Origin of the sequence: Candidatus Endoriftia persephonae, from assembly GCF_023733635.1 — a bacterium.
Lineage (GTDB): Bacteria > Pseudomonadota > Gammaproteobacteria > Chromatiales > Chromatiaceae > Endoriftia > Endoriftia persephonae.
The window spans coordinates 1357195-1372127 of sequence record NZ_CP090569.1 but is presented as its reverse complement, the minus strand read 5'-3'; the positions used below and the strand labels follow the sequence as shown (position 1 = coordinate 1372127).

Sequence of the window (14933 nt, the reverse complement as noted above, 5' to 3'; positions counted from 1 at the left end):
CCCGATCGCCTATACTACGCCCTTTGCACGCGGCAATGATGCCCCGTTAACCCAAACCGCGATCCAACCCCGATGAACGGCGACCTGGAAAAGCTCCAACCCTACCCTTTCGAGAAGCTGGCGAAACTGAACAAGGGTGTGGAACCGCCGGTGGGACTCAGCCCCATCTCGCTCTCCATCGGCGAACCCAAGCACCCGACACCGGGGCTGATCACCGAAGAGGTGATCAGCCATCTGCACGGTCTTTCGGTCTACCCCGCCACCAAAGGCTCGGCATCGCTGCGCACCGCCATCGCCGCCTGGCTGGAACGTCGCTTCTCGCTGCCGGCGGAGAGCCTCAATCCATCCAGACATATCCTGCCGGTCAACGGCACCCGCGAGGCACTGTTTGCGATCGCCCAGACAGTGGTCAACCGCCGCGGCTCGCCGTTGGTGCTGATGCCCAACCCTTTCTACCAGATCTACGAAGGGGCCGCCTATCTGGCCGGGGCCGAACCGGTCTACCTCAACTGCAACGAAGCAAACGGCTTCATCCCCGACTTCGATGCGGTGGACGCCACCACCTGGGAACGCTGCCATCTGCTCTATCTCTGCTCACCTTCCAACCCCACCGGGGCGGTAATCGGCATCGAAACCCTGCAGAAGCTGATCCGACTGGCCAACAAATACGGTTTTGTGATCGCCGCCGACGAGTGCTACTCGGAAATCTATCTGGACGAGACCCAACCGCCGATAGGACTGCTGCAGGCCGCTGCGCAGATGGGCAACACCGATTACAAACGCTGCATCGTCTTCCACAGCCTGTCGAAACGTTCTAACGCACCGGGCCTACGTTCTGGCTTCGTTGCCGGCGACGCCAAGATCATCGACGCATTCTTCCGCTACCGCACCTACCACGGCTGCGCCATGCCCCCCGCCACTCAGGCCGCCAGCATCAAGGCCTGGGGCGATGAGAAGCATGTCGCGGAGAACCGCCGCCTCTATCGCGAGAAGTTCAATGCAGTGTTGCAGATCCTCGATGGCGTATTGGAGGTGGAGCGCCCGAAGGCGGGCTTCTACCTCTGGCCGAAGACCCCGATCCCCGATCCGGAGTTCGCCCGCGGCCTGCTCGAACAGCAGAACGTGGCGGTGCTGCCCGGCAGCTATCTCTCCCGTGGCGAAGGCGACGAAAATCCCGGCCACAACCGGATTCGTATGGCGCTGGTGGCACCGCTCGACGAGTGCATCAACGCCGCCCACCGCATCAAACAGTTTGTAGAAAACCTTTAAACGAATAGCCATTCGGAGCTGACTTAATGAGCGATATCCAAACCATCATCACTGACGCCTTCGAGAAGCGTGCCGAGATCACCCCACGCAGCGCCGACACGCTAGTGCGCGACGCGGTGGCCGAGGCGATCAACCAGCTCGATCGGGGCGAGATCCGCGTCGCCGAGAGGCAGGATGGCGACTGGGTGGTTAACGACTGGGTGAAGAAGGCGGTGCTGCTTTCGTTCCGGCTCAACGACAACTACTTCCAGAAGGGTGGCTACACCAACTACTGGGACAAGGTCCCCTCTAAATACGCCGACCACAACTCCCGCGACTTCCGCGACTCTGGGGTGCGCGTAGTACCGCCCGCCTCGGTACGCAAGGGCGCCTATATCGCCCCCTCCTGCGTACTGATGCCCTCCTACGTCAACATCGGCGCCTACGTCGATTCCGGCACCATGGTCGATACCTGGGCCACAGTCGGCTCCTGCGCGCAGATCGGCAAGAACGTGCACCTCTCCGGCGGCGTCGGCATCGGCGGCGTACTGGAGCCACTGCAGGCGGCCCCCACCATCATCGAAGACAACTGCTTCATCGGCGCCCGCTCCGAGATTGTCGAGGGGGTCATCGTCGAACAGGGCGCGGTGATCTCGATGGGCGTCTATATTGGTCAGTCCACCAAGATCTACAATCGCCTCACCGGCGAGATCAGCTTCGGTCGGGTTCCCACCGGCGCGGTGGTGGTACCCGGCAGTCTGCCCTCAAAGGACGGCAGCCACAGCCTCTACTGCGCGGTGATCATCAAGCAGGTTGACGAGAAGACCCGCTCCAAGGTTGGCATCAACGAACTGCTGCGTGATATCTGATGGCTAACGCCATCCAACACCAAATTTTGAATTATCAATTCTGAATTCAAAATTCATAATTTATGGCGATCACGATATACGGCATTCCAAACTGCGACACCATGAAAAAGGCCCGCAAATGGCTTAACGATCATGGCATCGAATATCAGTTCCACGACTTCAAAAAGGCCGGGCTGGAACGGCAGCTACTGCTCGACTGGGTCGCTGAACTGGGCTGGGAGACGCTGCTCAACAAGCGCGGCATGATGTGGCGCAAGCTCGACGCTGAGACTAAGGCCAACATCGACCAGGCCAGCGCCATCGAGGTGATGCTGGCCACCCCATCGATCATCAAACGACCGGTGCTGGATGCCAATGATGCCCGCTATGTGGGCTTTTCGGAGGCGAGTTACGCGGAGATCTTCGACTGATGTCCGAGACCCTCTCACTCGCCATCGAACTGATCGGCCGCCAGTCGGTCACCCCCACGGATGCCGGCTGTCAGGAGCTGATGATTGAGCGCCTACAGGCCCTCGGCTTCCGCATCGAGCGGCTGCGTTTTGGCAACACTGACAACTTCTGGGCGCGGCGTGGCGACAACGGCCCGCTGTTCTGCCTTGCCGGCCACACCGATGTGGTGCCTGCCGGACCACGCGAGCAGTGGCACTCCGACCCGTTCCAACCGGAGATCCGCGACGGCCTGCTCTACGGCCGCGGCGCCGCCGACATGAAGGGCAGCCTGGCGGCGATGGTCACCGCCTGTGAGACCTTCATCGGCGAGCACCCCGATCATCAAGGCTCCATCGCCTTTCTCATCACCAGCGACGAAGAGGGTGACGCCAGCGATGGCACCATCCGGGTGGTGGAGACTCTGGAGGCGAGAGGGGAGAAGATCGACTGGTGCCTAGTGGGCGAGCCTTCCAGCAGCAAGCGGCTGGGCGATACGGTGAAAAACGGCCGGCGCGGCTCGATCAGCGGCTACCTAAAGGTGATCGGCAAACAGGGCCATGTCGCCTACCCGCAGCTGGCGAAAAATCCGCTACACGCCTTCGCCCCGGTGCTGGCACAGCTCTGCGTCGAGGAGTGGGACCAGGGCAATGAGCACTTCCCTCCCACCAGCTTCCAGATCGCCAACCTCAACATGGGCACCGGCGCCACCAATATCATCCCTGGCGAACTCAACGCCCAGTTCAACCTCCGCTTCTCCACCGAACTGAATGCGGAGCGCATCCAGCAGCAAGTGGAGGCGATACTGGACAAGGGTAAGTTCGACTATGAGATCCGCTGGCAGCTCTCCGGCAACCCCTTCCTCACCCCCTCCGGGCCCTTGGTGGAGGCGGCTCAGGCGGCAATCCGCGACGAGATGGGGTTTGACACCGAACTCTCCACCTCCGGCGGCACCTCCGACGGGCGCTTCATCGCCCCCACCGGTGCCCAGGTACTCGAACTGGGACCGCTCAACGCCACCATCCATCAGGTCAACGAGTGTGTCAGCATCGATGATCTGGAGCATCTGGCCCGCATCTATACCGGAATACTTAAACAGTTGCTGCTGTAGGTTCTCACCCTATCCCTTCTAGACAAACCCACCATCAGAGAGTACAGATGCTCGATACCATCAAACGTTTTTTTGATACCCATCTGGCGCCCGGCTCCCAGGAAACAGCACGGGATCCACAACACGCACTCCGACTGGCGGTTGCCGCGTTGCTGCTCGAGGTTGCGGAGTCCGACTACAGGCAACACGAGGAAGAGAAACGTGCGCTGCTCGATGCGGTGACAAACCATTTCGGCCTTGATGCTAAGGAGGCGGATCAACTGGTCACACTCGCCAGGTCGGAACAGGCCGCATCGACGGACTATTTTCAGTTCACCCGTCTGATCAACCAGCACTACAGCCCAACGCAAAAGATAGCGCTGATCGAGAAGCTGTGGCATGTGGCCTTTGCCGACAACGAACTGCACAAGTATGAAGAACATCTGATTCGCAGGCTGGCTGATCTGATCCATGTCGCTCATGGGGATTTCATCGCAGCCAAACACCGTGTTCTCAACTCGACCAAGTGACCAGCCGAACCACGCCGAAGACCCAAAGCGGCCTCCCTCCCCGGCAAACAGGCTTCTGCGCCATCTATCCCAAACCACTCTACGGTTTTGTGCATACCAGCAAGCAGTTAGAATGCCCCTCAATTGTTCTTGGAAAGCATCACAGGCAACTCAATGAAACACATCAAGAAGGTACTCTCCTACTCCATCGCCGGCAGTATCGGCCTAAGCGTGATCGCCAGCCTCAATGGCTGCAGCGACCAGGGAGCACCCCCCCCCGGCGGCTTTGGCTCACAGGCTGGCGCCGAACAGGGGCAAAACGCCTTTATGGTGATCGAGCAGACCGGCGCCAATCCCGACAGCTACAAGCTGGTAGAGAAACATCCAACCACCGGCCCAAACCGCGCCATCCTGCGCGATATGGATGGCAACGAGCGCTTCCTCTCCGAGGATGAACTGAAACAGATCGCCGAACAGGAGGCCGCCAAGGTCGAGGCGGGCACCTCTCGTCTCACCGAAGATCCCTCCATGCACTCCGGCGGCATGTCCCTGGGCGAGACCCTGCTGGCGACTGCGGCCGGCTCGCTGATCGGTGGCATGATCGCCAACAAGCTGATGAACAACAGTAACTTCCAGCGCAACCAGCAGCAGTATGGCGGCGGCCGCCCGACCAGTTCGATCTCGCAACCCTATAAGAAGACTGCCAGCAACAAGCAGCCCAAGAGCGGCTTCTTTGGCGGCAACAAATCGGCCCCCCGATCCTCCAACAGCCGCTTTGGCTCCTTTGGAGGCTGAAGCGTGGTCGATACCCTGGCAGTGAAGCCCCTCGACAAGGGCCTCATGGAAGAGATCGGCATGAGCTGGCATACCGATGAGGATGGCAGCGACTACATCGCCAGTGAACTGGTGCCGGTCAGCGAAGCGGAGGCGGAGGCCTACTACCAGGCCGCCAACACCCTCTACGATATGTATGTGGAGGCGGCCCAGCACGTCATCGACAACCAGCTCTACTATGAGCTGGGCATCCCCTCCAACCTGGTAGGGCTGATCGAAGAGAGCTGGGAGCGGGACGACTGGCACCTCTACGGTCGTTTCGACCTGGCCGGGGGGTTGGACGGCAAGCCGATCAAGCTGATCGAGTTCAACGCCGACACCCCCACCAGCCTGTTCGAGACCGCCATCATCCAGTGGGCGATCCTGAAAGCCAACGGCATGGATGAGGCGCGCCAGTTCAACAACCTACACGAGATGCTGCAGGGCAACTTCCAGCGCCTGATCAGCGGTGGCGACGCCAACTTCGACTTCGCCAGTGCCTACCAGGGCGAGAAGCTGCTCTTCTCCAGCATCCGCGACCTGCCGGAGGATGAGCGCACCACCCGCTACCTGCAGCAGGTCGCCCACGAGGCCGGTCTCTTTACCGACTTCTGCTACCTGGACGAGGCCGGTTTCATCAACACCGAAGGGGTCTTCAACAAAGACAAACAGCTGGCCGACTTCTGGTTCAAACTCTTTCCCTGGGAAGATATCGCCGAGCAGGAGCTGGAGCTGACCCGGATCCTGGAAAAGATCGCCAAACAGGGCCAGACTCGCTTCATCAACCCCGCCTACACCCTGCTGTTTCAGAGCAAGGGGATGATGAAGATCCTCTGCGACCTCTACCCCGACTCACCCTATCTGCTGAAGACCGCCTTTGAGCCGCTCAACGGCCTGCCCCAGGTGGAGAAAAAGCTGTTCGGCCGGGAGGGCGCCAACATGGCAATCCTCGACGCCAACGGCCAAATCATTGAGCAGAGCGACGGCCCCTACGGCTTCCACAAGAGTATCTACCAGGAGTTTGTGGAGTTCCCCAAAGACAGCGCCGGACGACACTATCAGGCCGGCGTTTTCTACGTCTGGGAAGCTTGTGGGCTCGGCTTTCGCCGCGGTGGCGCGATCCTCGACAACATGAGCAAGTTTGTCGGCCATCTGATCAGCGAGCCCCTGCGGCTCCCCAGCGCCTGACCACCACCCCAGGAGCCGCTATGTTCACCGGTATCGTCCAAGGCACCGCCGAGCTGGTCGAGATCAGCGAGAAGACCGATTTCCGCACCCATCGAGTGCGCCTGCCCGAGGCAACGCTGGCGAGGCTGGTGCCGGGCGCCTCGGTGGCGCACAACGGCTGCTGCCTCACTGTCACCGCGATCGACGGGGATATCGTCAGCTTCGACCTGATGCGCGAGACCCTGCGCCTGACCAACCTCGGCGAACTGCAACCCGGCGACCGGGTCAACGTAGAGCGAGCCGCCCGTTTTGGCGACGATATCGGTGGCCACGCCATGTCCGGGCATATCATCTGCACTGCCGAAGTGGTGGCGGTGAAGCGCTCGGAGAACAACCGCAACATCCGCTTCCGTCTGCCCGAGGCCTTTGGCAAGTATCTATTTGCCAAGGGCTACATCGGTATCGACGGCATCAGCCTCACCATTGGCGAGGTCGATGGCAACGCATTTGATGTCAACCTAATCCCCGAGACCCTGCAACGTACCAATATTGGCGCGCGCCAGCCGGGAGACCGGATCAACATCGAGATCGACCCGCAGACCCAGGCGATTGTCGATACGGTGGAACGCATCCTGCCCGACTATATCGAGGCGACATAGAGTTCCGGGCAGGTGCCGATAACGGATTGCTTAGGGAGCCTTTGATTAAGCCTGGACGAAGTCGATTGTGATTCAGAATATTCAGATTCAAGGCGTAAATCGCACGTAAGGCTATCGCGCCCCCGCTCACGCTCCTCCCCTACATCTCTGTCGGGGATAGCTGACTATTGCGAACGACTGCCTGGATGCAGGAGGTAGAATCACGCATGGAGCCGTTGCCGAGATTTGCAACGCAGAAACTGGATATTCTAGGCGCAAGATACAAGTTCATGACTTGATCAGAGGCTCCGTAGGTGCCGAGTGGCGCTATTCAGTGGGCGGGCGCACCTCTGCCGCCTCACTCATGGCGTGGATTGCGCCCTCTAGGTCGGTCTGGTCAGGGTTCTCCTCACTCTGCTGATCAAGCATCTGGAACAGCTCATCCTGCTCCAGGATACGGTGAGCGCCATCCGGCTGCTGCAGATAAGCGGCCCATGGCACGAACTTGGTCAGTGGGAAGAGCTGCCCCTCGACTGGTGAGATGTCGATATGCAGTCCCGAGATCAGCATCAGCCGCCGACCTTTGTACTCCGTCTCTTTCAGCAGACTGCGGTAGGTGCGATCAAACTCCACTTGGGTATTGACCTTGGCAGCCGTCAGCATAGGTGACTTAGTTGCGAGCACCCAAGGCATCACTGGCAGCAGATTATGCTCCAGATGGCTGTGGCCCTCCTCCTTCCCGCCACGGATCTGACGCTTGAAACTGTACCAGTCGGGCTGCAGACGATCCCCCAGAGGAGTCGGTTCTGATCCGGTGCCGCTGATGTCGAGCAGGCCCGCCAGCTCATCCGAGGCACGGAAGGTCTTGGAGGTACTGAACACCTTGAGCGGGTTCATCAGACCCGCGTCGTCCATCGTCACTAGGCGACTCAGATCAAGGTAGAGCCCCTCCTCACGAGACTCGTCCAGCAGTTGGTTATCGATGCTGATGCGCCACTCGTCCTCCTCCTTGAAGACGTGGATGTTGTCCCTGGCGAAGTCGTATTCGCGCTGGTACCAGTCGAGCACCCCGGCGATCTTGCCACAGCTGGAGGAGCAGCTGTTGTCCTCAGTCTGCAGCCGCCGATAGTGGCCGTACTGCCGGCTCTCCGGATCGTAGCCCACATGGCTGGCATGAATGATGATCAGGTCCTTGCCGTGATGGGCGTGCGGGCCGTGACGGTCGGTGGCGACAATGCCGCCCACCAAGCCGTGGTTGAAGGGGAAGCTGTTGAAGTGCTTGGCGATCAGGATGATCGGATAGCCTTGGCTCTCATCCGAGCAGAAGGCCCGCGACGGCATGATCTTGCCATGCTCGAAGCCAAGGGAGCGGCACAGATTGTAGAGCTTTGGCACGAAGGTACTGTAGCGTAGCATCCGGCTTTCGATCCGATAGCTCGACATCGAGGCCATTGGGTTGCTGTTGCGATTGTACATGCTCTTCCCTTAATTGCGGCTGGCCACGCTGCACCGCAGCCCTCTATTGCGGAGCGACTATAATACGGCGATTTCACCGCCAATAGGAAATATCAGCGCACCTTTTATCTTATTACCACATAAGGATTTTCCAATGATTTTAGCCTGCCTTTATGGTAGCGTTTCAGGCCATCCAAACGACCTGATTTTGGCGGCAGTTGTTTCAATCTTCTAGGGAGATTGTCAGCGTCGAGCTCAACCCAACCTACGATATCGACAAGAATCTGATCCCGCCCCAGCGACCGGCCTCCGGGAGGTCGTACCGATTTCACTCAGGAGAGCTTTGCCGACATGGGGCCACTCACCCAGTTACTGATCACGCCAGTTGTCAGCGCAGCACTGATCGCACTGCTCCCTTCTGCACAGAGCCGCCTAATCCGTAGCGTCGCACTGGCCGGCTCCGGCCTCGCCCTGATCCTCTCCTGGTGGCTGCTCGGTGATTTCGACAGCAGCAGCGCCGCAATCCAGTTCAAGGAGGTTGTGCCCTGGAACCCACGCCTCGGCACCGCCTATGCGGTGGGGGTCGATGGTATCGCGCTATCGATGTTGCTGCTGGCGACCCTGCTCTGCTTCGTCGCACTGCTTGCCTCCGCCAGCATCCAAAAACAGCAGAAGGGTTACTACCTGCTAGTGCTACTGCTGGAGTCGTCAATGCTCGGCGTCTTCATGGCCCAGGACTGGTCACTCTTCTATGTCTTCTGGGAGCTGACCCTGATCCCGCTGTTCTTTCTGATTGACCGCTGGGGCGGCAAAAACCGTCACGGCGCGGCGCTCAACTTCGTGCTCTACACCATGGGCGGCTCAGTCTTCATGCTGCTCAGCCTGCTGGTGCTATTCGACACCCTGCCCGGCCACTCCTTCGCCATGGATCAGATGAGCGCCGGCGCCAAACAGCTGACCGAACATAAACAGGTGCTGATCTTTCTCGGCTTTCTGGTCGGCTTTGGCGTCAAGATGCCGATCTTTCCGATCCACGGCTGGCTACCGCTGGCCCATGTGGAGGCCCCCAGCCCAATCAGTATCCTGCTCTCTGGAATCCTGTTGAAGATGGGCGCTTACGGCCTGATCCGCGCCGCCCAGATGCTGCCCGAGGCGGTCATCACGCTACAGGGAGTGCTGGTGGCACTGGCCCTGGTCAGCCTGATCTACGGCGGCCTGCTAGCCTGGCGCCAGTGGGATCTGAAAAAGATGATCGCCTACTCCTCGGTCGGCCACATGGGGGTAGTGCTGCTCGGCATCGCCACCCTCAACATCTCCGGGCTAACCGGCGCAGTGTTGCAGATGATGGCCCACGGCCTGGTGGCCGGCGCTTCCTTCCTACTGATCGGCCTGCTCTATGAGCGCACCCACACCCGCAACATCAATGACTACAGCTCGCTGCTGCGGATCACCCCACGCTTCGCCTTTTTCACCACCCTGGCATTTGTCGCCGCGGTCGGCATCCCCGGCACCTTCGGCTTTGTCGCCGAGCTGCACGCCCTGATCGGCGGCTTCGAGCGTTGGGGCTGGCTGGTGGTGGTGCTGAGCCTGAGCATCATGATCAGTGCCGCTTACGCGATCCGCACTATCGGCCGGCTCTTCACCGGACCCAGCCACAGCCAGATGCAAGAGATCGAGGACCTGCGTCCCACTGAGCTGGCCGCAGCCAGTATGTTGAGTCTGGGCATCCTACTACTAGGCATCTTTCCGGCGCCGGCGCTGCAGCTGGTCTCCGCCTCAGTTGAACAGCTGAGCGGGCTGTTCGCCGGCCACTTTTAAACGAGGAGAGTGAGCTTGTCTGTTGCCAGTCACGATCAGGAGCCAGGCGATATCCGCGACCGCTTACAGCACGCCATCGAACACTTCGAGCATCTGCTGCCTGGCCAGGCGCCGATCAAGGACTTCGTCCACCACAACACCCTACACGGCTTCCAGCACCTTCACTTTACCGAGGCACTGGCCGAGGCGGAACGCCTCACCGGCGCCCGCGGCTATCTGCCGGAGAAGCAGTTTCGCGAGTTTTACCGTGCAGGTCGCATCAACCGCGACGACCTCGAGGCAACCCTCGACGAGACCCCGGATCTCGCTGCCAACGCGCCACTGTTGCAGAATCAGCCCCCCCCCCTCAACCAGCGCGATCTAATCATCGCCGCACTACTGCATCCGCTGAAGCCGGTGACCGCCTGCCAGCTCAACTGGCAGCTCGAGGAGCTGGATGCACTCCACCGATTCCAGCCCGATGTGGAACCGGCCAGCCGTGAACGACTACTCAGCGCCGCCAATCAGCAGGACGAGGGGACCGCGATCAGTGACCTCTGGTCAACCTGCCTGGAGGTGTTGGGACTACAGCACTTCATCATGCACCCGGAGGAGCTGGTCGATCTCTCCCCGGAACAGGCGGAACAGATGCTCAGCGGGCTGAACCAGAGCAGCGAAGGCTATGGCGACCTGCACATGCTAGTGCGCAAAGAGGTGGCCAAGGAGCTGGAAACACTGCTCGCCCAGGTCGGTCCTGAGATCACCCTGCGCGGCCTACTACTCAAGCTCACCGGTCAGGATCTGCTGGAACAAATCCGGCCGATGTTGATCCGTTTCATCGCCAGCTTCCTCGATCAGGGACTGGCAGCCTGGCCGATTCCCAATCGCGAGCAGGGCTTCTACGCTACCTGGCGCACCAGCGTGGCAGTCTCACTGACCGGCTTCCTAGCCGATCTGATCGAGTGGCAAGATGAGATCGCACTGCTCGATGACGATCCTCTGGAGGTAGTCATCGCCGAGCTACGTCATATAGGCGTACCTGAGGCACACTGGGAGAGCTACCTGGAGCGACTCGCCCTGGAACTGCCGGGCTGGTCTGGCATGTTCTTCTGGCGCCACAACCACCCCGGTTACCAGGGCAGCACCGAGATACCGGTAGCAATGCTCGACTACCTGGCGGTGCGCCTGGTGCTGGAACGGCTGTTCGCGCAGAAGCTCTGCAACCAGCAGTGGCAGATCGCCCCCAACCTCGATCTGCTGCGCTGGTACTTCCGCCGCCGTCGCTCCGAGTTCATGGTGCGCTACACCCTCTACAATCGCCGCCTGCCGGAGTACCTCACCAACCGTGCGCAGCAGTTAGTGAGCCGCATCCCGATTGCCAGTGAAGAGCGCCCCATGTGGCGGCAACTGGCCGACATGATCTGGACTTGGCGGCAGAGCCCCACCGCCGACCAGCCGGAGGGCTATTCCGTCTACCGCAGTGCCTGGCCCCTGTTCCGCCTCTGCCAGCACCTCGGCATCTGCGCTGACGAACTGCGTAGCATCGAGTGCGAACCGCTTGCATCGATCTTCGACACCCTGGCCCAGCTCACCCCGCATAAACGCGGCTACATCTGGCTGCAGGCCTACGAACGCCACTACCGCGAACAGATCTTCAACGCTATCGTCAATAATGAGGGACGCGGTCGCTGGAAGACGCGTGAGAACCGCCCGGCAGCACAGATCGTCTGGTGCATGGACGATCGCGAAGAGGGCATTCGCCGCCATCTCGAAGCGATCAATCCGCAGATCGAGACCCTAGGCGCAGCCGCCCACTACAACGTGCCACACAATTGGCGCGGCCTCGACGACAGCGAGATCAGCAGTCTCTGTCCGGTGGTGATGGTGCCCACTCATGAGATCCGCGAACTGCCCAAGGTCGGTGAGGAGAAAAGCGCCAGGGAGCGCAGCAAGCAGCACAAACGCCGCCTTTGGCTGAAGGATTTGTTGTTTCAGGAGACCCGCCGCAACCTGCTCGGCTCCACCGCATTGATGACCTTGGCAGCCCCCGGCGCACTGGCAGTACTGGCCGCCAAGGTAGTGGCGCCATTGAAGCTGGGGCAACTTTCAGCGCGCCTGCGAGAACGCTATGAGACCCCGGTGACCACCGATCTCGCCCTCACCGCAGCGCCCGATGCCCCGGAGGGCAGTATCGAACAGAACCGTCTCGGCTTCTCCGACATCGAGCAGGCCGACCGGGCCGAGGCGTTCCTACAGAATCTCGGTCTGGTGGATGGCTTTTCGCGGCTGCCAATCATCATGGGCCACGGGTCCAGCAGCGAAAACAACCCGCACCGCGCCGCCTACGATTGCGGTGCCTGCAGCGGCCGCCACTCCGGACCGAATGCCCGTATCCAGGCCGCGATATGCAATCGTCCGGTGGTCCGCACACTACTGCGCGAGCGCGGCATCGATATCCCCGACGACTGCTGGTTCATCGGCGCCTTCCACAACACCTGCGACGAAAATATCGACTGGTTCGACCTCGACAAGGTACCGAAAAGCCATCGCCAGGAGCTGGCCAGTATCCAGCAGGATCTGCACCAGGCCTGCCACCATTCGGCCCACGAGCGCTGCCGTAAGTTCTTCTCTGCTCCCAAGCATCCGGGGCTGAAACAGGCGCTGACCCACATCCAGGGACGCGCCAACGACTTCAGCCAGGCGCGCCCGGAGTTAGGTCACGCCACCAACGCCTGCGCCTTTATCGGCCGCCGATCGATCACCCAAGGGGCGTTCTGGGACCGGCGCGTCTTCCTCATCTCCTACGATCCTACCCGCGATCCAGACGGCCGCATCATCGAGCGTCTGCTGCTGGCCAACGGCCCGGTCGGCGCCGGCATCAGCCTGGAGTACTACTTCTCCACCGTCGACAACGAACAGTATGGCTGCGGCTCTAAGGTGACCCACAACATCTCCGGCCTGTTCGGTGTGATGGAGGGTGCCAGCTCCGATCTGCGCACCGGCCTACCGCGGCAGATGATCGAGATCCATGAGGCGATGCGGCTGCAGGTGATCGTCGAACAGAGCACCGAGATGCTGACTGAGATCTATCTGCGCCAACCACCGCTGCAGGAGCTGGTGGGCAAGGGCTGGCTGCTGCTCAGCGCCAAAGATCCAGACAGCGAGCGCATCGATGTCTTTTATCCCGACAAGGGCTGGGTACGCTGGCAGGGCAAGCTGGAGCCGCTACCCAGCGTAGAGTGCTCGGCTGACTGGTACAACGGCCAGATGGATCCACTCACGCCGGTGCTGCTGAAACAACCCGGAGCGATCGACCATGTATGAACTCGCCCACTCCCCTCTGTTCGCTCCACTGCATGGGCTAATCCCGATGATCCCGGTACTGCCGCTACTGGCGGCCGTCTGGATCGCCCTCTCCTACACCTTTGAGGGCAATCGTGGTGAGTTCGGTGAACGCCTCACAGCGCGGGTCGCACTACTGGCAGGCGCGCTGTCACTGATCATCCTGCTGCTGGTCGACCTGTTGGCCCTGCTGATCGGCGAGGCGCCGGGCCAAATCCGGTTCGGCGAGTGGCTCAGTAGCGGCGACTATCATATCCGCATCAGCTTCACCCTGGATGCACTGGGGCTCTCGATGGCGACCTTGGTAGCCACTATCTCCCTGATCACGCTGCGTTTCTCGGTCAACTATCTGCATCGCGAAGCGGGCTTCCAACGCTTCTTTATGGCGCTCTGCCTGTTCATGGCAGGTATGCTGCTAATCGTGATGGCAGGCAGTGCGGCACTGGCATTTGTCGGCTGGGAGCTGGCCGGTGTCGCCTCCTATCTGCTGATCGGTTACGCGTTGGACCGCCCCACTGCCACCACCAATGCGACCCGGGCGTTTGTCACCAACCGCATCGGCGATGCCGGTTTCGTGCTGGCGCTGTTTCTCGCACTGTTCTGGATCGGTGATCTGGAATGGCCAGCAATCACCGATGGCGTTACCGGTATGAGCAGCCTCAGCGCCGGTCTGCTCGGCTCCGGCTTCCTGCTGGCGGCACTGGTGAAGTCGGCCCAGGTGCCCTTCTCGCCCTGGATCAGCCGCGCCCTGGAAGGGCCGACCCCCTCCAGTGCGGTGTTCTACGGCTCACTGATGGTGCATGCTGGCGTCTATCTGCTGATCCGCCTGCAGCCAGTATTCGAGCAGACACCGCTGATGATGGTGGTGATACTGCTGTTTGGTCTGCTGACAGTGGCCTATGGCTACCTCTGCACACTGGTGCAGACCGATGTAAAGAGCACGCTGATGTTCTCCACCACCGCCCAGGTGGGGCTGATGTTCGTCGAGTGCGGCCTGGGGCTATTCGAGCTGGCAGCCTGGCATCTGGCGATCCACGCCATCTGGCGCGCCTATCAGTTCCTGCTCTCGCCGGCCCACATGCACCTGATGTCACGCCCGACCCGAGCGGCACCTGCCTGGCTGCGCAAGCGCCGCTGGCTGTTTACCGCAGCCATCAACCGCTTTTGGCTCGATCCGGTCAGCGACTGGCTGTTGACTCATCCTACTCAGCAGCTAGCCCGAGACACCCAGGAGTTCGACGACCGGGTGATCGTACCACTGGTCGGCATGCCGGCCCGTGCCAATGCGATCAGCTCCCTGGCCCAATGGCAGGGGCGCAAGGGCCAACCGCTACCCTCCAGCGAGGGCGATGTGGGCCAAGGCATGGGGCTGGTCGGCAAGCTGATGGAAGGCATCGCCTCAATGCTGCACTGGTTTGAGGAGCATCTGGTGCTCAAAGGCGGTGGTGAGGGGCTGATCAACCTGATCGAGCGGCTTGGTTCCAGGCTGTTGCGGATCGAAGAGCTGCTGGCCCAGCCCCGCTATCTGCTGTTGCTGATCATGGCGACCTTCGCGGTGATACTCTAAGGAAACTGGTCG

The 14933-nt window shown here is 60.8% G+C and carries 12 protein-coding genes; 11 read left to right on the top strand and 1 reads right to left on the bottom strand.

The features are described 5' to 3' along the window. Positions 1-72 precede the first annotated feature (72 nt). From dapC to L0Y14_RS06210, 8 genes are all read left to right on the top strand, one after another. A complete protein-coding gene (gene dapC, locus L0Y14_RS06245) occupies positions 73-1269 on the top strand; it encodes a succinyldiaminopimelate transaminase (protein ID WP_005964010.1) in 1197 nt (398 codons plus the stop codon). A gap of 26 nt (positions 1270-1295) precedes the next feature. Next, positions 1296-2117, top strand: coding sequence for a 2,3,4,5-tetrahydropyridine-2,6-dicarboxylate N-succinyltransferase (gene dapD, locus L0Y14_RS06240; protein WP_006474029.1), 822 nt, complete (start codon positions 1296-1298; stop codon positions 2115-2117). 62 nt (positions 2118-2179) lie between these two features. Beyond that, the gene (locus L0Y14_RS06235) at positions 2180-2527 is read left to right on the top strand and encodes an ArsC family reductase (RefSeq protein ID WP_005964016.1); all 348 of its coding nucleotides are present in this window, start codon (positions 2180-2182) and stop codon (positions 2525-2527) included. Further along, a complete protein-coding gene (gene dapE / locus L0Y14_RS06230; RefSeq protein ID WP_006474027.1) occupies positions 2527-3654 on the top strand; it encodes a succinyl-diaminopimelate desuccinylase in 1128 nt (375 codons plus the stop codon). Before L0Y14_RS06235 ends, dapE begins: the two co-directional genes overlap by 1 nt. A 47-nt stretch (positions 3655-3701) precedes the next feature. Beyond that, entirely contained in the window at positions 3702-4163 is a 462-nt protein-coding gene (locus tag L0Y14_RS06225; protein ID WP_005964021.1) for a tellurite resistance TerB family protein, read from the top strand. A gap of 153 nt (positions 4164-4316) precedes the next feature. Next, on the top strand, positions 4317-4937 hold the full coding sequence (locus L0Y14_RS06220; RefSeq protein WP_251859282.1) for a Cj0371 family chemotaxis-regulating polar lipoprotein: 621 nt from the start codon (positions 4317-4319) through the stop codon (positions 4935-4937). Between the two features lie 3 nt (positions 4938-4940). Continuing rightward, a complete protein-coding gene (locus L0Y14_RS06215; protein WP_006474023.1) occupies positions 4941-6143 on the top strand; it encodes a glutathionylspermidine synthase family protein in 1203 nt (400 codons plus the stop codon). Between the two features lie 20 nt (positions 6144-6163). Beyond that, complete coding sequence (locus tag L0Y14_RS06210) at positions 6164-6781, top strand: riboflavin synthase (protein ID WP_006474022.1); 618 nt, start codon at positions 6164-6166, stop codon at positions 6779-6781. Positions 6782-7087: 306 nt separating this feature from the next. Here L0Y14_RS06210 and L0Y14_RS06205 read toward each other — a convergent pair whose 3' ends face one another. Next, complete coding sequence (locus tag L0Y14_RS06205) at positions 7088-8236, bottom strand: hypothetical protein (protein WP_005965585.1); 1149 nt, start codon at positions 8234-8236, stop codon at positions 7088-7090. A 330-nt stretch (positions 8237-8566) separates the two neighbouring features. On the opposite strand from L0Y14_RS06205, the gene L0Y14_RS06200 reads away from it, so the two are divergent. Genes L0Y14_RS06200 through L0Y14_RS06190 form a run of 3 tightly spaced genes read left to right on the top strand, consistent with a single transcriptional unit; the run spans position 8567 to position 14921 of the window. Then, positions 8567-10033, top strand: a complete 1467-nt coding sequence (locus L0Y14_RS06200; RefSeq protein ID WP_006474021.1) for a complex I subunit 4 family protein — start codon at positions 8567-8569, stop codon at positions 10031-10033. Between the two features lie 9 nt (positions 10034-10042). Next, complete coding sequence (locus L0Y14_RS06195) at positions 10043-13336, top strand: DUF2309 domain-containing protein (RefSeq protein ID WP_370443645.1); 3294 nt, start codon at positions 10043-10045, stop codon at positions 13334-13336. After that, a complete protein-coding gene (locus tag L0Y14_RS06190) occupies positions 13329-14921 on the top strand; it encodes a proton-conducting transporter transmembrane domain-containing protein (protein ID WP_006474019.1) in 1593 nt (530 codons plus the stop codon). Before L0Y14_RS06195 ends, L0Y14_RS06190 begins: the two co-directional genes overlap by 8 nt. The last annotated feature ends 12 nt before the right edge of the window (positions 14922-14933 follow it).